The sequence below is a fragment of the Paracoccus sp. PAMC 22219 genome (assembly GCF_000787695.1).
Taxonomy (GTDB): Bacteria; Pseudomonadota; Alphaproteobacteria; order Rhodobacterales; family Rhodobacteraceae; genus Paracoccus.
The window spans coordinates 1-16,403 of the sequence record NZ_BBPH01000002.1; the positions used below are offsets into that span (position 1 = coordinate 1).

Genomic DNA, 16,403 nt, shown 5'->3' on the forward strand with positions numbered 1-16,403 from the left:
CTTCGCCTTGAACTCAGGGGCGTGCTGCTTTCGTTTCGACATCGTCGATCTCCCTCGTGATGAAGATCAGCAGACAGCAAAAACAGAGCTTACGTCAGTGTCCAGATTTCGGGGGGCACCTCAGACCGGTGGTTTCGCGGCAAATCCGAGCCAGGTTTCTAACCGATACTCCCAACTCAGATGAGTATCGCTGGATCGTCCAATGACTGACATGGTGGCGGGCCACCAAGTCGAGGAACGAGGCCAATCTTGGGTCGCGGCGGCCCAGCCCCATTTGCTGCTGCGCCTGCGCCAGAGGCTCAAAAATGGTGCAGAAAATCTGCGCCACTACCGCACGCAGCCGCAGATGCCGCAATAGCTTCCTGCCGTGCCACTCCTCGAAAAGGGTCGGAAACAAGGACGAAAGTCCGGCCGGAGCTGTCGCGTTGAAGTGCCGGCCGACAAAAGACGCAAGCTCGCCATTGTCGGCAAAAAGCTCAGGGTGAGCATCGATGGGCAGGGTCAGAACCCAGCCTTCGGTCCCTGCATCGAAGGTGAAGCCGTGAACTGTGCCGGGAGGGATGTAGAGGATGCAGGGCGGCTCTGGCCGGTTTGTCCCTCCTTCGATCTCCACTCGGGTCACGCCGCGCTCAAGCAGAAACACCTGTGCAAGGTGCGCATGGCGGTGCGGACCGATGTGCCAGTCAAGACCGGCTGCGCGATCCACGATCCTCTCGAGGTGCATCACATCCGGGAATGGCGTGTTCTCGCCATAGAGGTGCCACGCGGGAATGGATGTCACAATAAGGCCTCCATGGCTCAAAAGTGCCAGAAGTTTCCCGATTTGTCCATTCATCTGGGTGGAACTGTCGCCTAGCCTTTTTTGAGGGAGAACGGAACATGCGCACGCAGGTTATCATCATCGGCGGCGGCCCATCGGGTCTGCTGCTGTCGCAACTGCTGAACCGTGCCGGTGTCGCCACCGTGGTGCTGGAACGGCAAAGCCGGGATTATGTCCTTCAGCGCATCCGCGCGGGTGTTCTGGAACGTGGCACCGTCCAGCTGCTGCACGACGCCGGTGCGGGTGCGCGTATGGCCGCCGAGGGGCATCCGCATCACGGGTGCTACCTTACTCAGGATCAGCACCTGTTCCGCGTGGATTTCACCGAACGCTGCGGCCACGCGGTGATGGTCTATGGCCAGACGGAAGTGACGCGCGACCTCTATGATGCTCAGGACGCCATCGGGGCCACGCATATCCACGGCGTCCAGAATGTCACGCTGCACGATCTGAAGACGACCGCGCCCTCTGTCACCTTCGAAAAGGATGGCATGCAGCATCGGATCAATGCGGATTTCGTCGCAGGCTGCGATGGTTTTCACGGTGTCAGCCGGGCATCGATTCCCGAGGGGGATCGATGCGAATACGAGAAGGTCTATCCCTTCGGATGGCTGGGGGTCCTGTCGCGCACCCCGCCAGTGATGGACGAACTGGTCTATGCCAACCATCCACGTGGCTTCGCTTTGGCGTCGATGCGCAACGAAACCCTGTCGCGGTACTATATTCAGGTGCCACTGACCAACCGGGTCGAGGATTGGTCCGACGACGCGTTCTGGGCAGAGTTGCGCGCACGGCTGCCGCAGGAGGTGGCAGAACGGCTTATCACCGGTCCCTCGATAGAAAAATCAATCGCACCGCTGCGCAGCTTCGTGTCCGAGCCAATGCGGTGGGGGCAGCTGTTTCTATGCGGCGACGCGGCGCATATCGTGCCGCCGACAGGCGCGAAGGGGCTGAACCTGGCGGCCTCGGATGTCAAATATCTTTCTGACGGACTGATCGCGCATTACGCGGGCGATGACAGCGGCATCGACGGCTATTCGGACCGTGCGCTACGGCGGGTCTGGAAAGCGATGCGCTTTTCCTGGTCGGTGACCACGATGATGCACCGCTTTCCTGACCAGAGCCCTTACGACCAGCGCATGCAGCAAGTGGAACTGGACATGCTGGCCACCTCAACCGCGGCCCGGCAGGTTTTTGCAGAGAATTACACCGGGCATGATTTCTAGCACAGACTGCGCGACACACAGGACCATCAAGGGAGGAACCGATGATGATACACTCGAAAGCCAACATAGCGGCACTGCTGGGGGGCGTGCTTTTGGCACTTCCCGTGACCGCGCAGGAATTCACCCTGACGCTGCACCATTTTCTGGGCGCGCAGGCACCGGCGCATATCCAGATGCTGGAACCTTGGGCCGAGCGGATTGCAGAGGCCTCGGATGGGCGGGTGCGGATCGAAATCTATCCGTCGATGACGCTTGGCGGGCGCCCGCCCGAACTGATCAATCAAGTTCGCGACGGCGTCGTCGACATGGTGTGGACGCTGAACGGTTATACGCCCGGCCTGTTCCCGCGTTCTGAGGTGTTCGAGCTGCCGAATGTCTTCGAGAACGATCCCGTCGCAATCAATCTGGCGATGCGCGCCATGATGGCCGATATCGAAGAGGATTTTGCCGGAACCGAGGTGATGTTCCTGCACACCCATGCCGGAAACGCGATCCAGACAGGCAGCACCGATGTGCGCGCACCCGCCGATCTGGTGGGGCTGGATCTGCGGACCCCGTCGCGCACGGGTGCATGGGCCATCGAGGCGCTTGGCGGCAATGCCATTGCCATGCCGGTCCCGGAATTGCCTCAGGCCTTGCAACGCGGCACCGTCGCCGGTGCGCTGATCCCGTGGGAAATCATCGCGCCGTTGCAATTGCAGGAGCAGACCGACTTTCAGATCGAGGGCCATGACGGCTACCGGATCGGCACGTCGGTCTTTCAGGTGTCGATGAATCAGGCACGGTGGGAGGAGCTGCCCGAGGACATCCAGCAAATCTTCCGCGACAATTCGGATGAGGCGTGGCTGGCCGAAGTCGGCCAGATCTGGCGCGCCGCCGACGACTACGGGATTGGCCTCGCCACGGAGGCCGGTAACACACACGTCACCCTGACAGAGGATGAGACCGCTGCGTTTCGAGACGCTTTGGAGCCGGTCGTGCAGCGTTGGATCGACGACGTGACGCCTCAGGGCGTGAACGGTGCGGCCCTTGTTGCCAATGCACGCGACACCATCGCGGCGCAGGCCAGCGCGCAATGAGTGAAGGTCGCCGCCAGCACCCCGGCCAATTTCTGGCTGGGGTGCTGCGCCGCGCGATCACGGGCTGGGCCCTGATCGGCGGCATTCTTCTGCTTGCACTGGTCGCCGTGAACGTGACGGCCGTAGGGTCGGGCATCGTCGGTTACCGCATCACCGGGGATTTCGAGATCACCGAGATGCTGGTCGCCATCGCCGTGTTCTGCTTTCTGCCCTACTGCCAGATGACAGACGCCAACGTTACTGCTGACATATTCACCGCGCGGGCATCTGCGCGTTGGGTCGCAGGCTTTCGACTTGCCGCTTCGCTGGTCGCACTGTGCTTCGCGCTGCTGCTGTTCTGGCGCATGGGGCTGGGCCTAGGTGATCAGCGCCAGTTCGGTTACCGCACCACGATCCTGCAGATCCCGATCTGGTGGGCTTTCGTGCCGATCCTCGTTTCACTCGCGCTGCTGGTCGCAGCTGCGGCGCTGACGGTTCTGGATAGCGGTCGCCATGTCATCCGGCCGGAAAAGGCGCCCCATGTTCAGTGATCCCATCCTTCTCGGCAGCCTTGGGCTTGTGGCGCTGCTGATCCTGATCGCACTCCGCATGCCGATCGGCTACGCGATGATTCTGGTCGGCGCAGGCGGGCTGTCGCTGGTCACCGGTCCGACGCTAGTGCTGAACCAGCTCAAGACACTCGCCTACGGGCAATTCGCGACTTACGATCTGTCCGTCATTCCCATGTTCATCCTGATGGGTGCGCTGGCGACAAAGGCCGGCTTCTCGCAGGCTCTGTTCCGCGGCACGAATGCCTGGTTCGGCTGGATGCGCGGGGGCACCGCAATGGCGGGGATCGCGGCCTGCGCCGGGTTCGGCGCGGTTTCCGGCTCGTCACTGGCCACGGCCTCGACGATGGGCAAGGTCGCGCTGCCAGAGTTGCGCCGCTATAATTACTCCGGCGCGCTGGCCACGGGCTCTCTGGCCGCCGGGGGCGTTCTGGGCATCCTGATCCCGCCGTCGGTCGTGCTGATCATCTATGCTATCCTGGTCGAAGCGAACATAGTCACCTTGTTCATGGCGGCACTGATCCCCGGTCTTCTGGCAGTCGTTTTCTTTCTGGTGACCATCGCGATCTATGTCACGATCGTCCCCGAGGCGGGACCCGCCGGCGGCGCGGCAGACCGCGCCGAGTTTCGCGCAGCGTCCATCGGTGTCCTGCCGGTGCTGCTGATCTTCGCGCTGGTCCTGGGCGGGATTTATGGCGGCCTCTACAATCCGACGCCTGCGGCGGCGATTGGTGTCTTCCTGGTCTGGCTTTTCGGTCTGATCCAGGGCCGGATCACGTGGGCGGGCATCCGTGACTCGCTGATCGAGACCGCCTCGACGACCGGAATGATCTTCCTGATCCTGCTTGGCGCCGAGTTGATGAAGATCTTCATGTCGCGGGTTCGGCTCCCGCAATACACCGCAGAATGGATCGGCACCGTGGGAATGGAGCCGTTCACGATCCTGCTGCTTCTTCTGCTGGCGCTGGTGCTCCTAGGGTGCATGATGGACAGCCTGTCGATGATCCTTCTGGTGATCCCTTTCTTTTGGCCGGTCCTGGTCACGTTGAATGGCGGTCCGATGCAGGGTGCCGAAGGCTCAGGCTTCGGGATGTCCACGGACGATCTCAAGATCTGGTTCGGGATCCTTGCGCTGGTGGTCGTCGAATTGGGTCTGATCACACCGCCCGTGGGCATGAATGTGTTCGTCATCTCGGCGCTCGCGAAGGATGTCCCGATGAGCGAGACCTTCAAGGGCGTCATGCCGTTCTTTCTGGCCGAAATCGTTCGCGTGGGGTTGTTGCTGGCGTTCCCGGCGCTGGTCCTGTGGTTGCCCAGAGTGCTGTCGGGCTAAATCATGCTGAGCATAGCCGACGGGGCACTGGCAGGATCTCGACATGTCACACGCGGGCTGCGCATGTGCTGCTGCTGTCTCGAACGACCCATTCCAAGGTTGTCAGTTCAGCAAATGACAAGAGTAACGAACGACGTACACGGGCAGATGTCGCTGTCAGCGATGCCCCAGATATTCTGCGGAGACATAGCCCGATATGCCAGGCCTGTCGGTGAGAGCGACGCGGCACCAGACCTTACCGTTGTTCGTCACGCAATTCTGGCGGGTCAGGCGCGTTCCGTCTGGCAGGCCGATGATGATGGCGTAATCGAGACCGGGGCCTTTGCGAAGCTTCAGGAGATCGTCTGGCCCAGCGCCCTCGACTACAGCACCAGAACCAACTGCGCATCCCGCGGCAATCAGGAGAGCGAGAAGCGCAGCAAAATAAGTTCGCATTATATGACCTGCATCGTTTTGCTGTTCCTACGGCACATTTACGATGGATAACAGCAGGTCTGCAGGCGCTTGGTCAACCGGGGTATCGCAACCGCAACGCCCCGGTAGATCGGATCATACGTCCACGTAGTTCCGCCACGGGTGTGCCTCTTGAAACCCTAGCACCTCGCGGATCTTGCGATTGGACAGCGGGGCCTCGTCCTTGCCCATCGGTCGGGTGATCGGCGTATTGGGCGCATATTTGGCTAGAAACTCTGCCGTGGGCATGGTGGCGGTGATGGTGTCGTTCACCGCATTGAACACCTGATAGCCAAGCCCGTCCTTCTGCAGGCAAAGATGCACGATCTCGCCCAGATCACGGGCATCGATATAGCTCCAGGCGTTGCGCTTGCGGCTCATCGGGTCGGCCAGGTAGGCGGGAAAGTTGTCGTATTCATGCGGCTCGATGACGTTGCCGATCCGCAGGGCATAGACATCGGCGCCATAGCGCATGGCAAAGGCGCGGCCGGTCTTTTCGTTGACCACCTTTGACAGGCCATAGCTGTCCATCGGGTCGCTGTCGTAATCTTCTTCCAGCGGAAATGAATGATAATCCTTGTCGCCCTCGGCAAAGCAGACGCCATAGGTGGTTTCCGAGCTGGCGAAGATCACCTTGCGCACCCCCAGCTTCATCGCCGCTTCCAGCACGTTGTAAGTGCCGACGGTGTTCTGCGCGAAGGTGGTGTTGTCGGGATTGATCATCACCCGCGGCACGGCCGCGAAATGCACGATGGCGTCGGGGGCCTTCGGGGGTGCGCCTTCCTCAAAACCATCAAAGCCGAAATGGGTGGTAAGGGCGTTGAAGACCTGGCCGCTGTCGGTGATGTCGGCGATCAGCGTGTTCACCCCCGGAAGGTCGAGCGGCTTGAGATCGACGTTCAGTATCTTGTAGCCCCTTGCCAGCAGATGGGGCACGGCATGGCGACCGGCCTTGCCTGTGCCGCCTGTAAAAACGATGCGTTTGGTCATGTGTCTCTCCGCGTCCATGCGTCCATCTGATAGCCCTGCTTGGCACGTGCAGGCCAGCATTACCCATTCCTTCGTAGCATCGGCGCGAAAAAGCACTCCGCTGATGCGGCCGTTCTTCAGCATGAACGCTGCGCCATTGACTGTGGAGACATTCCTCAGAGGGACCGGAGGACACCCGTCACTACAGTTTTCTGGAAACTCTCGATTTCGCAGGAGCGTTGTTCAAAAAGGGCGATTTCGCTGTTCGGGCCCAACTGCCAGGCGATGTCCACAGGCGTCGGCACGGCATCTCGGTCGTGCAGCTGCACTGCCATGGGGTCAACCTCACCCGGATTGCGCGCCAGGCCCTGGTCAATAACATCATTCGCCTGATGGGCTGTCGAGGCAACGTTTTCACACAAGGACAACTCGGGGTGATACGGGACGCCCTAGAAGGTGCCGTTCGCGTGGCGGTTCTCGACGGCCTCGATCAGTATGTCGGGGCTTGCGGCCAGACTGCACCCGCCCGGGGGGCAGGCGGATCACAATGCTGGAATGCCTTGGCAGGCGTCGCCGTCCAAGTGGTGGGCCTGCCGTCAGGCATTGGATACCTTGCGTCCGCTTCGGGCCTGGTGCAATCGCGGGCAACGGTGATCTCGGCGCCCGGGGGCGGCGCGGACCGGTTCAGTGCCCCGCAATGTACGAGGCCGTGTCCAACGCGATCCTTGGCCGCCGGCGGCGCAAGGCCGCACGATAGCTTTCCTGCGAAACCTGCCTGGCATAACTGCGGCGCTGGTTCCAAAGCGCCGGCGTCTAACCGCATACGACAAGTGTGATACGGCACAATGGCGGGCCAGTACTGACGAACACGTTAGAAAAAACCCGTTGCAGGGCCTCGCGCCCGCCGCTGTGTCCATCGGCCACTCACGGCGCGATGCTGGTGCCGGCGAATGGGGCATTTGCGGCGATCAAGCGTTCTCCTAAGCCGCCGAAGCATTCCATGCTGACGGCAATTTCGCGCATGAACGTCACTGGAGCGATCCCGGCTTCAGGGACGCAGCAATCGCGCAGCGGGTCGATCAAAGCTTTGGCGGCCAGCCTTGAAGCCCATGATGGGAGAGGCAATTGTGGCAAGGCCCTCGTCGGCGCTCGCGACGTCTAGCACGATCAGGTCGGCGTGATGCCCGACCGAAAGCCCATAGTCCGCCAGCCGCAAAATGCGGGCCGGGCCTTCGGTGATCATCCGCAGACAGGCCGGGAAATCACCCGCCCCCAGATGCATGAGATTGGCATAAAGGTTCGCCATCCGCAGCAGAGAGCAATCGCCATAGGGGGTGAACGGATTCATCACGTTGTTTGTCGCGACCGCAACCGTGACGTCGTCCAATAGATGCAGGGGCGCCACGCCCCGGGGGGCGCGGTGGCCCTGATCCATGCCGTTCAGATAAAGATCGGTCGCGGGCAAGGCGGTCACGGCCACATTGGCCTTTGCCAGCATCCCGGCATGCGTGGCCAGAGAATGGTCTTCCATCACCGCCAGCTTGGTCACATGCCCCAGATTCACGCGCCCTTGCCAGCCCTGCCGGATCGTCCGGTCGCAGATCGCCCGGATATGAGAGCCTTCGGGATCCAGATCGAAATCCAGATGAAAATCCAGATCGACATCGTGCCGCGCGGCCATGTCGAACAGGATATCGATCTGTGCCATGGGATCGATGTCCGTGTAGGGGCAGCCCCCCAGCAGGTCGGCGCCCAGGTCCAGCGCCTGTTCTAACAGGGCCCCGGTTCCTGGATCGTTGGTCAGACCCTCCTGCGCAAAGGCGCAGACCTGCAGATCCAGCGCAAAGGCATATTCGGCACGCAGCGCCAGCACCGCCTGCAGGCTTCGCAGCCCGGCACGGGGATCGACCTCGACATGGCTGCGCATATGCATGGTGCCCTGGCTGATCGCGGCCTCGATGACCCGTGCCCCGCGGGCATGGACGTCGGCCACGGTGAAGTCGCGCTTGAGGGTACTGACAGCGGCAACGGCCTGTTGCACGCTGTCGACCTGTCCGCAGCGACACAGCAACCCGGCCTTGTCCAGATGGATATGCGCTTCGACCAGACCCGGCAGGACAGTGCGACCGCCGAGGTCACGAACCTCTCGTGCCTTACCGAGGTTGTGGCCAAGGGCTGCGATGCGCCCGTCGACAATACCGATATCTGACGCACCTTGCGGCAAACGGGCGTTGGTCAGGATGAGGTCGAGCATGGTTCTTGAATCCGGGGGGAGCTTCTGTATTCTTCTACTGTATGCACTTACACGACAGGCTTACAACAAGAGAGCGGCCCGGAATGGATCAGAACAGTGAACGCGACCTGCAGGCGGTCAAGGATTACCTGGCGGCCTCGATGGCTCCGGACCCAGTGCGGGCGGCACAATTCGTGGCGCCGGGGTTTGTCTGCCGCTTCACCGGTGGGCGCCGGTTCGACACGCCCTCGGGTCCGACCGGTTTCAATGCCACACGCTATGCCTGGGTCAAAAAGCGGATCGAGCGCTATGACGTCGTGCCGGCGGGAGACAAGACGATCGTTTACAGTCTGGGCTATCTGTATGGAGAGTGGCCGGACGGGACGGGTTTTGACGGCAATCGCTATATAGACCGCTTCACGGTGCAGGACGGGCTGATCCTAGATACCGATGTCTGGAACGACAGTGCGGAATGGATTCTGGACCCCTCTATCGCCAAATCCTGATCAGCCCTTTGCATAGGGCTGCAGGATATTGACCAGATCGCGGCTGCGGCTGCGATCGCCTGACAGCAGGGCACGCGTGGCCACCGCCTCCAGATGCTCGGCCATCATGTCGGCGGCCTTGTCCGCAGGGCCACGCGCAATAAGGTCGATCAGGGCCAGGTGCTCGCTGATGGCGCATTCCGACGAATGGGGCCGGGCCAGCGCTGCAAGGGAAAGCCCGGCCCGATAGCAGATTTCCGTCACATAGCGCACAAGGATCGGCTTGCTGGTCATCTCGGCCAGACGGATGTGAAACTCGGTCGCCAGACGGATAGAGGCGCCATCCGGCCCGTGCCGCGCATCGTGTTCCTGCTGCACGATGTCCTTCAGCACGGCGACCTGATCTGCGGACAGATGCCCCGCCAGATGCTGCACCACCTGCCGTTCCAACGCCACGCGGATGTCAAATATGTCGCGCGCATCGGCAGGCGTGGGTGCGGTCACGGTCGCGATGCGATTGCGGCGCAGATCGACCAGCCCCTCGGCCGCCAGCTGTCCCAGGGCGTGTCGGGCGATGGTGCGGCTGACGCCAAAGCTTTCTCCCAGGGCATCCTCGGGCAGGCGGTCGCCGGGCAGCAGCGCCCCCTCGATGATGGCGCGGCGGATACCTTGGCAAATGGCCGCCATTCGGTCACCGCCGACAGTGCGGGCGCCAGTCGTCATAAGATCGCCCTCCATTCCGGCAAGCTCTCCAAAACTGCGGAAAGTTTCAGCATCGGCGCTCTGACCATCATGAAGCGGCATTCCCGGATTTGCGGGATTGCCGATTCGCCAGCTAAGTCTGCGCTATAAAGTGTATGCACTTTTGCCATGCACCTTTGACAAGGGAACCTTATGAACCCGGATTCTGCACAGATCGCTCCGGAACGAAAGCGAGCAGCGGTCGAACTGTCGCGCGCCTCGGTCGACTTCGGACAGGGCGCGGATCGCGTTCAGGCGTTGCAGCCGACGGATCTGCATTTGGACGAAGGCGAGTTCCTGGCGCTGGTTGGTCCGTCCGGATGCGGCAAATCAACGATTTTGAAACTGGTCGGCGGCCTGACCCGCCCATCCGGAGGAGAGATCATCGTGGGCGGACGCGAGGTCGCGGCCCGGGCGCTACGGGTCGGCATGGCGTTCCAGAACCCCACATTGCTGCCATGGCTGACGATCGAAGAGAACGTCATGCTGCCACTGAAGATCGTGCGCCCGTTCCGTCAGGACTACGCCCGCAAGAAGCGTGGCGAATACCGCGACCGCGTCCACGCGTTGCTGGCCGATGTCGGTCTGGAGAAGTTCGCAGGTCACTACCCGTGGCAGCTGTCGGGCGGCATGCTGCAGCGCGCAAACCTGTGCCGGGCGCTGATCCACGAACCCAGCCTGCTGCTGCTGGATGAACCTTTCGGTGCGTTGGACCAGTTCACCCGCGAGGAGCTGTGGGGCACCATGCAGGATCTGTGGATCAAGCGGCGCCCCACTGTGATGTTGGTCACGCACGACCTCAAGGAGGCCGGGTTCCTTGGCACCAGAATCTGCGTGATGAGCGCGCGCCCCGGCCGCATCATCGACGACAGCCCTGTCACATTCCCTCGTCCGCGCACGGTCGAGATGACCTTTCAACCCGAATTCGTTGCCCTGAACCAGCGCCTGCGCGAACGCATCATCGATGCCCGCGGCGAATCCGCCCAGAAGGTCGCATTATGAAATACGCCATTCGTCGTCGCATGTGGTCCGCCGCCCTGATCGTAGCCTTTTTCGTGGGGTGGGAGGTGCTGTGCTTGGCCCTTGGCGTTTCCGACCTGGTGGTGCCTCGCCCTTCACAGGTGATGGCGACGCTGATCGCGCGCTTCCCGGTGCTTTGGCCGCATATCCTGCAGACGCTGTGGACGACCATGATCGGGTTTGGCCTGGGGGTGGTCGTTGGGGTGGTGATCGGCGCACTGATCGGCACATCGCGTGTGGCCTATGACACTGCCTATCCGCTGTTGATCGGGTTTTCGTCGATCCCAAAGGTCGCGGTGGTTCCGATCTTCGTGCTGTGGTTCGGCGCGGGGCCGGTCCCCGCGGTCCTGACCGCGTTGGCCATGTGCTTCTTTCCGATCGTTGTAAACATCGCCACCGGCCTTGCCACCACCGAGCCCGAGATGGAGGACGTGTTGAAATCTCTGGGCGCCAGCAAGATGGACCTGCTGCTGAACGTGGGGCTGCCGCGCACCATGCCTTTCTTCTTCGCCTCGCTGAAGATTGCGGCCACCTATGCCTTTGTCGGCACCGTGCTTGCCGAGACCGTCGCCTCGAACAAGGGCATCGGCAACGTGATGATGAGCGCGTCCTCGAACTTCGACGTGCCGCTGGTCTTTGCCGGATTGTTCATCCTCGCCTTCCTTGGGGTCGCCCTCTACGTCCTGTTCTCGCTGATCGAGGGCCGGGTTGTGGGCTGGGCGAACCGCCGCACCGACCTGTCCCCCTCCTGATCCGAAAGGTTTTCCGATGCTGAAATCCCTGCTTGCCGCCGCATCCCTGATCGCGCTGGCCTCCCCCGCGCTGGCCCAGACCGACATCCGCTTCACCCTGGGATGGAAGACCCAAGGGTCGGACGCGCCCATCCTGCTGGCCCAGCAAAAGGGCTATTTCGAGGAGGAGGGCCTGAACGTCACCATCGACCAGGGAGAGGGTTCCGCCGCTACCGTCACCCGCATCATGTCGGGCACCTATGATGCGGGCTTTGGTGATATCAACGCCATCATCCAGAACGCGGCCGAACGTCCCGACCAGACCCCGGTCATGGTCTATCAACTATGGAACGATCCGCCCTTCACGATCGTAACCCGCAAGGAAAGCGGCATCGAAAGCCCCGCGGACCTGGAGGGAAAAACCCTTGGCGGTGCTCCCGGCACGCCCACGACCAAGCTGCTGCCAGTCTTCGCGCGCATGAATGACGTCGATCTGGACAGCATCATCATCGAAAGCCTGGCTCCGAACCTGACCGAACCCATGCTGATCCGCGGCGATATCGACGGCGCGATGGTGTTCAACATCACCGCCTGGTTCAACCTGATCAACAACCGCCAGGATCCTGCCGCCGATTTCAATTGGCTGAATTTCGGCGATCACGGCCTCGACCTCTATGCCAACGGGGTCATGGTCTCTCAGGCGATGATCGCCGACAATCCGGACGCGTGACCGGCCTGGTCCGCGCGATCAACCGCGCAGCGGTCGAGATCGCGCAGGACCACGAGGCTGGGGCTGATGCCGTCCTGGCGTTCGACAACCTCGCGAACCGCGATCTGGAAATGGCGCGGATGATGTTCTCTTACGAAAACCTGATCGCGTCGGACGAGGTAACCCGGATCGGCTTGGGTGACCTGGACGACGACCGCCTGTCACGCGCGATCGACATCGTCGCCGAGGGCTATCAGCTGGAAACGAAGCCCGATGTCGCCCAGGTTTTCGACCGCAGTTTCCTGCCCCCGCAGGACGACCGTCAACTGGTTCTGGCCGACTGATCATGGTCGCCGCATTGCAGCCAATGGTGACCAGCCCGCACCCCCTTGCGACCAAGGCCGGGGCGGATGTCCTGCAGCGCGGCGGCACCGCGGCCGAGGCTGCGGTGGCGATGGGCGCCGTTCTGACGGTGGTCATGCCACATTTCTGCGGCTTGGGCGGCGATGCGGTTTGGCTGCTGGCCGACCGCGACGGCTGGTCGACCACCCTGATGGGCATCGGCCAAGCGCCCGCCGTTTTGCCGGATCTGCCGGACGCGCTTCCCTTGCGGGGGCCGGGCGCGATGCTGACGACCGCCTGCGCGGTCGACAGTTGGGACCACGCGCTGCGGCTGTCGGCCGCGCGATGGGGCGGAACCATGACTCCGGACGCGTTGCTGGCAGCCGCACTGACCCTCGCTCGCGATGGATACAGACCCGGTGCCAGCCAGAGGTTCTGGCTTGATTTCCGAGCCGCGGACTGGCCGGACTGGCCGGGCTTTGCGGAGCAGTTCGCCACCGGCGGGGACGATCTGCTGCGGCAACCGCAGCTGGCCGAGATCCTGTCCCTGCTGATCCGCGATGGGCTACGCAGCATCTATGACGGGCCGGCCGCGCAGCGCATCGCCCAAGGCTTGGGACACGCTGGTGCGGCGCTGACCGCTGCCGACCTTGCTGCCACGCGATGCCGCGAGGCGCAGCCTCTGGCCCAACCCTATCGAGACCTGACGCTGCTGGCGCCGCCGCCACCCACGCAAGGTGTGACGACACTGGCGATCATGGGCATCCTCGACCGGCTGCCGATGCCATCCGACCCTGCCGCCCGCACGCATCTGCTGGTCGAGGCCGTCAAGCAGGCCTTTCTGGATCGCGACCAGATCGCCGATCCCGATCATGCCGACGTTGATCCGCTGGCCATGCTGGCAGCGCCGAGACTAGACGCCAAGGCCGCCGCAATTTCCACCGGTAGGGCGCTGGCATGGCCGCAGACCTTCAAGCACGGCGACACCGTTTTCTTCGCCGCAACCGATGCAAAGGGATGCTGTGCAAGCGTTCTGCAAAGCACCTACTTTGATTGGGGCAGCGGCTGCGTGATCGGTGATACGGGGATCATCTGGCACAATCGCGGTGCCAGCTTCTCGACCAGTTCGGGCCATCCAAACGCCATCGTACCGGGAAAGCGGCCATTCTACACCCTTAACCCCGGTATCGCGCTGAGACATGGAATGCCGCATCTGCTTTACGGAACACAGGGCGCGGACGGTCAGCCCCAGACGCTGGCCGTCCTGTTGACGGCTCTGATTGATCTCGGGCTCAAGCCGGCCGAAGCACTGGCACAACCGCGATTCCTTCTTGGCCGTACCTTTTCCGACAGTCGCGATAGTCTCAAGATCGAGGAATCCTTGGGCTCGGCAGTCATTTCAACCCTGACCGTTCTTGGCCATGAGACCGCCGCATTGCCCGCTCTGTCCCCGATTTTCGGCTGTGCGGGCGCGATTCACATCGATGTGACGGGTAGCTCAGGGGCGCATGACCCGCGTGGAGAAGGGACTGCGCTCTGACAAGTCATCGTTCAAAAACGACGCCAGAGATTAACTTCGCTGCGCCAATACCTCTGTCCGAGCGGGGCGCTATCCTAACTGGAAATGCATCCGCAAGCCCGCCGAAGTCCCCTTCGCCGGCCACCCCAGCTTTAGCGCCAAGACCCGCAATGCACTACGACTGAAACCGGACCACCCGATAGGGGCAGGCCATCAATATGGACCGATATGCTCAAAGTAAGGGCCCCCGAATCTTGTCGCTCGCATCCGGCACCCTCGATACAAACCAAAGGTCCTCCGATCACGGATGCTGCTAATACGTCAAAGACAGAGCCATCCTCACCATCAACGGTCAGACCCTTGATGCTGGCACGCCGGTTGATGACTATTTTCTCCGGTTCGCCCTCCATTTCTTGCTTCACAATGCTCCAACGGGTGTTTTGATAGAGAGCGTCATCCATATTCCCAAAGGGTTGTATTGGTTCGGCAACCGCGTCGCGTCGGACCCAAGAATTCCGCACAGGTGATGCTGCATCCCTCGGGTATGCGGAACTGGCTGGTCAGGACCTGCTCCGGACGCAGGGCCGGCGAGGGTCAGGGTGGGCAGGCTTGACAGACATGATTTGTACTTGAAGCAGATTCGACCCAAGAATTGCTTGACGCAGCGGGCCGAGATGAGGAACGTCGGGTATCGCTCATACAAATGATTCATGACATGAATTTAAAGAGTCTGGCGGACGCTACTCCGCATGCCGCCTCCCTGATAGAGGGGATGCGAGATTTCGGCTATACACTTGAGACGGCGATGGCAGATGTCATCGATAACTCGATCACCGCGGGAGCGACGGCGGTCCATATCGTCGCTGACACGATATCCGACGCCCCATGGATCGCGATTGTCGATGACGGGTCGGGAATGACGCGGGAGGAACTGATCGAGGCGATGCGGCCTGGATCGCGCAACCCTCTCGAACAGCGCTCGACACACGACTTGGGCCGCTTCGGTCTCGGGCTTAAGAGCGCGAGCTTTTCGCAATGCCGGATGCTGACAGTCGCAAGCCGACGGAATGGCACCACCACCGCCGCGACATGGGACCTTGACGAGGTGTCCAGGAGCAACCGTTGGGAGGTGCAGGTAGAGGGGGACCCCGTCTCCTTGCCAGCGATCGAGCAACTGACCGAAAGCGGCACCATCGTTCTCTGGCGCAAGCTGGACCGCCTGTCGACCAACGTCCGTCACGAAGCCAAGAGGCGCGCGTCGGAGATCAATGCCGCCCTGTCCGGCGCGGAACACCATCTGCGCCTGTGCTTCCACCGATACATGGAGGGGTCGAAGCCGCAGCTGAAGCTGTTCCTGAACGGTCGAAGGCTGGTGCCGCTGGATCCGTTCGCATCGAAGCACCCCGCAACGCAGGCCGGTGAGATCGACCCGATCCCCTATGCGAACCAAACGATCTTCGCCCAATGCTTCACGCTGCCGCATCATGGTCGGATGACGAAAGCCGAGTGGGGTCAGATCGGCGGACCGGAAGGTCATCTGCGGTCTCAGGGATTCTACATATATCGCGAGCGCCGGCTGATCATCGCCGGGGGGTGGCTCGGGCTTGCCCGCGCGAGCGAGCTGACCAAGCTGAGCCGCGTCCGGGTCGACATCCCGAACACGATGGATGCCGACTGGAAGATCGACGTGCGTAAGGCATCGGCGCAGATGCCACCCGTTGTCCGCGATCGGTTGAGACGTATCGTCGAACGAATGCAGGGCACGTCCAAGCGGACCTATCAGAAGCGCGGTCGCAAATTGGTGGACGAGGCGAACATGCCGCTATGGAACCGGTTCCAGAAGGACGGAAGCATCATCTATCGTCCCAATGCCGATCATCCGGCCATCGAGGGGTTCGCGCAGGCCCTGCCCGAGGAGTTTCGCAACGGCTTCCGCACCTGCATCAGGCTGCTCGGTGCCGGATTGCCAGTTCCCGCGCTCCACGCCGACATGCTGGGTGGCGCCGAAAGCGTCGAGGCGGATCAGACGGAGTTCGAGGATGTCGCGGAGTCGGTGGAACAGGCCGTCAGGACACTTCTGGCGACCGGCATGACCGGAAACGACGTGCTGCAGGTGCTATGTTCGACCGAGCCGCTCATTCGTCACAAGGACCAGATTCGCGCGATGCTCGACGGGATGCAGGAGAACTGAGGAC

17 protein-coding genes are annotated in these 16,403 nt (G+C 62.0%); 11 read left to right on the forward strand and 6 right to left on the reverse strand.

What is annotated here, in order from left to right; genetic code table 11:
• Positions 1-94: 94 nt before the first annotated feature.
• Positions 95-835, reverse strand: coding sequence for an AraC family ligand binding domain-containing protein (locus TY51_RS00755; RefSeq protein WP_042244608.1), 741 nt, complete (start codon positions 833-835; stop codon positions 95-97).
• Between the two features lie 44 nt (positions 836-879).
• On the opposite strand from TY51_RS00755, the gene pobA reads away from it, so the two are divergent.
• From pobA to TY51_RS00775, 4 genes are read left to right on the forward strand one after another with little or no spacing between them, the layout of a single operon-like run.
• Positions 880-2,046, forward strand: coding sequence for a 4-hydroxybenzoate 3-monooxygenase (pobA, locus tag TY51_RS00760; protein ID WP_042244610.1), 1,167 nt, complete (start codon positions 880-882; stop codon positions 2,044-2,046).
• A 44-nt stretch (positions 2,047-2,090) separates the two neighbouring features.
• Positions 2,091-3,125 carry a TRAP transporter substrate-binding protein gene (locus tag TY51_RS00765; RefSeq protein WP_156117811.1) on the forward strand — a complete coding sequence of 345 codons (1,035 nt, stop codon included), beginning with the start codon at positions 2,091-2,093 and terminating at the stop codon, positions 3,123-3,125.
• Complete coding sequence (locus TY51_RS00770) at positions 3,122-3,655, forward strand: TRAP transporter small permease (protein ID WP_042244614.1); 534 nt, start codon at positions 3,122-3,124, stop codon at positions 3,653-3,655. The genes TY51_RS00765 and TY51_RS00770 overlap by 4 nt, the downstream gene beginning before the upstream one ends.
• The gene (locus TY51_RS00775) at positions 3,645-5,006 is read left to right on the forward strand and encodes a TRAP transporter large permease (RefSeq protein ID WP_042244617.1); all 1,362 of its coding nucleotides are present in this window, start codon (positions 3,645-3,647) and stop codon (positions 5,004-5,006) included. The genes TY51_RS00770 and TY51_RS00775 overlap by 11 nt, the downstream gene beginning before the upstream one ends.
• 156 nt (positions 5,007-5,162) lie before the next feature.
• On the opposite strand, the gene TY51_RS20660 is transcribed toward TY51_RS00775, so the two are convergent.
• The 4 genes from TY51_RS20660 to TY51_RS00790 all read right to left on the reverse strand — a co-directional run bounded on the left by TY51_RS20660 (position 5,163) and on the right by TY51_RS00790 (position 8,682).
• Entirely contained in the window at positions 5,163-5,441 is a 279-nt protein-coding gene (locus TY51_RS20660; RefSeq protein WP_081994633.1) for an SH3 domain-containing protein, read from the reverse strand.
• A gap of 114 nt (positions 5,442-5,555) precedes the next feature.
• Positions 5,556-6,572 (reverse strand): NAD(P)-dependent oxidoreductase, encoded by a 1,017-nt coding sequence (locus tag TY51_RS00785; RefSeq protein WP_307533721.1) that lies wholly within the window; start codon positions 6,570-6,572, stop codon positions 5,556-5,558.
• Between the two features lie 32 nt (positions 6,573-6,604).
• A complete protein-coding gene (locus TY51_RS21525) occupies positions 6,605-6,763 on the reverse strand; it encodes a hypothetical protein (RefSeq protein ID WP_156117812.1) in 159 nt (52 codons plus the stop codon).
• A 713-nt stretch (positions 6,764-7,476) separates the two neighbouring features.
• The gene (locus tag TY51_RS00790) at positions 7,477-8,682 is read right to left on the reverse strand and encodes an amidohydrolase family protein (protein ID WP_042244622.1); all 1,206 of its coding nucleotides are present in this window, start codon (positions 8,680-8,682) and stop codon (positions 7,477-7,479) included.
• Between the two features lie 83 nt (positions 8,683-8,765).
• Here TY51_RS00790 and TY51_RS00795 point away from each other — a divergent pair, with 83 nt between their 5' ends.
• Positions 8,766-9,167: a nuclear transport factor 2 family protein gene (locus TY51_RS00795; RefSeq protein ID WP_042244625.1), complete on the forward strand. Its 402-nt coding sequence runs from the start codon at positions 8,766-8,768 to the stop codon at positions 9,165-9,167.
• Here TY51_RS00795 and TY51_RS00800 read toward each other — a convergent pair whose 3' ends face one another.
• Positions 9,168-9,833 carry a GntR family transcriptional regulator gene (locus TY51_RS00800; RefSeq protein ID WP_197054588.1) on the reverse strand — a complete coding sequence of 222 codons (666 nt, stop codon included), beginning with the start codon at positions 9,831-9,833 and terminating at the stop codon, positions 9,168-9,170.
• Positions 9,834-10,040: 207 nt separating this feature from the next.
• Between TY51_RS00800 and TY51_RS00805 the strand changes: the two genes are divergently transcribed.
• From TY51_RS00805 to TY51_RS00825, 6 genes are all read left to right on the forward strand, one after another.
• Positions 10,041-10,889 (forward strand): ABC transporter ATP-binding protein, encoded by an 849-nt coding sequence (locus TY51_RS00805; RefSeq protein WP_042244629.1) that lies wholly within the window; start codon positions 10,041-10,043, stop codon positions 10,887-10,889.
• A complete protein-coding gene (locus TY51_RS00810; protein ID WP_042244631.1) occupies positions 10,886-11,659 on the forward strand; it encodes an ABC transporter permease in 774 nt (257 codons plus the stop codon). The genes TY51_RS00805 and TY51_RS00810 overlap by 4 nt, the downstream gene beginning before the upstream one ends.
• Before the next feature lie 16 nt (positions 11,660-11,675).
• The gene (locus tag TY51_RS00815; protein ID WP_231558830.1) at positions 11,676-12,368 is read left to right on the forward strand and encodes an ABC transporter substrate-binding protein; all 693 of its coding nucleotides are present in this window, start codon (positions 11,676-11,678) and stop codon (positions 12,366-12,368) included.
• Positions 12,365-12,691, forward strand: coding sequence for a hypothetical protein (locus TY51_RS22985; RefSeq protein ID WP_231558831.1), 327 nt, complete (start codon positions 12,365-12,367; stop codon positions 12,689-12,691). The genes TY51_RS00815 and TY51_RS22985 overlap by 4 nt, the downstream gene beginning before the upstream one ends.
• 23 nt (positions 12,692-12,714) lie before the next feature.
• Positions 12,715-14,229, forward strand: coding sequence for a gamma-glutamyltransferase family protein (locus TY51_RS00820; RefSeq protein WP_081994643.1), 1,515 nt, complete (start codon positions 12,715-12,717; stop codon positions 14,227-14,229).
• A 694-nt stretch (positions 14,230-14,923) separates the two neighbouring features.
• Complete coding sequence (locus TY51_RS00825; protein WP_197054589.1) at positions 14,924-16,399, forward strand: ATP-binding protein; 1,476 nt, start codon at positions 14,924-14,926, stop codon at positions 16,397-16,399.
• Positions 16,400-16,403: the final 4 nt, after the last annotated feature.

What these genes read in the sequence shown, in the direction of transcription:
- TY51_RS00775 (WP_042244617.1), top strand. Translation starts at nt 3,645, where the DNA reads ATGTTCAGTGATCCCATCCTTCTCGGCAGCCTTGGGCTTGTGGCGCTG.
- TY51_RS00755 (WP_042244608.1), bottom strand. Translation starts at nt 835, where the DNA reads ATGAATGGACAAATCGGGAAACTTCTGGCACTTTTGAGCCATGGAGGC.
- TY51_RS00800 (WP_197054588.1), bottom strand. Translation starts at nt 9,833, where the DNA reads ATGGCGGCCATTTGCCAAGGTATCCGCCGCGCCATCATCGAGGGGGCG.
- TY51_RS00820 (WP_081994643.1), top strand. Translation starts at nt 12,715, where the DNA reads ATGGTGACCAGCCCGCACCCCCTTGCGACCAAGGCCGGGGCGGATGTC.
- TY51_RS00785 (WP_307533721.1), bottom strand. Translation starts at nt 6,572, where the DNA reads ATGCTGAAGAACGGCCGCATCAGCGGAGTGCTTTTTCGCGCCGATGCT.
- TY51_RS00790 (WP_042244622.1), bottom strand. Translation starts at nt 8,682, where the DNA reads ATGCTCGACCTCATCCTGACCAACGCCCGTTTGCCGCAAGGTGCGTCA.
- TY51_RS00825 (WP_197054589.1), top strand. Translation starts at nt 14,924, where the DNA reads ATGAATTTAAAGAGTCTGGCGGACGCTACTCCGCATGCCGCCTCCCTG.
- pobA (WP_042244610.1), top strand. Translation starts at nt 880, where the DNA reads ATGCGCACGCAGGTTATCATCATCGGCGGCGGCCCATCGGGTCTGCTG.
- TY51_RS00765 (WP_156117811.1), top strand. Translation starts at nt 2,091, where the DNA reads ATGATACACTCGAAAGCCAACATAGCGGCACTGCTGGGGGGCGTGCTT.
- TY51_RS00805 (WP_042244629.1), top strand. Translation starts at nt 10,041, where the DNA reads ATGAACCCGGATTCTGCACAGATCGCTCCGGAACGAAAGCGAGCAGCG.
- TY51_RS20660 (WP_081994633.1), bottom strand. Translation starts at nt 5,441, where the DNA reads ATGCGAACTTATTTTGCTGCGCTTCTCGCTCTCCTGATTGCCGCGGGA.
- TY51_RS00770 (WP_042244614.1), top strand. Translation starts at nt 3,122, where the DNA reads ATGAGTGAAGGTCGCCGCCAGCACCCCGGCCAATTTCTGGCTGGGGTG.
- TY51_RS00810 (WP_042244631.1), top strand. Translation starts at nt 10,886, where the DNA reads ATGAAATACGCCATTCGTCGTCGCATGTGGTCCGCCGCCCTGATCGTA.
- TY51_RS00795 (WP_042244625.1), top strand. Translation starts at nt 8,766, where the DNA reads ATGGATCAGAACAGTGAACGCGACCTGCAGGCGGTCAAGGATTACCTG.
- TY51_RS21525 (WP_156117812.1), bottom strand. Translation starts at nt 6,763, where the DNA reads ATGGCAGTGCAGCTGCACGACCGAGATGCCGTGCCGACGCCTGTGGAC.
- TY51_RS00815 (WP_231558830.1), top strand. Translation starts at nt 11,676, where the DNA reads ATGCTGAAATCCCTGCTTGCCGCCGCATCCCTGATCGCGCTGGCCTCC.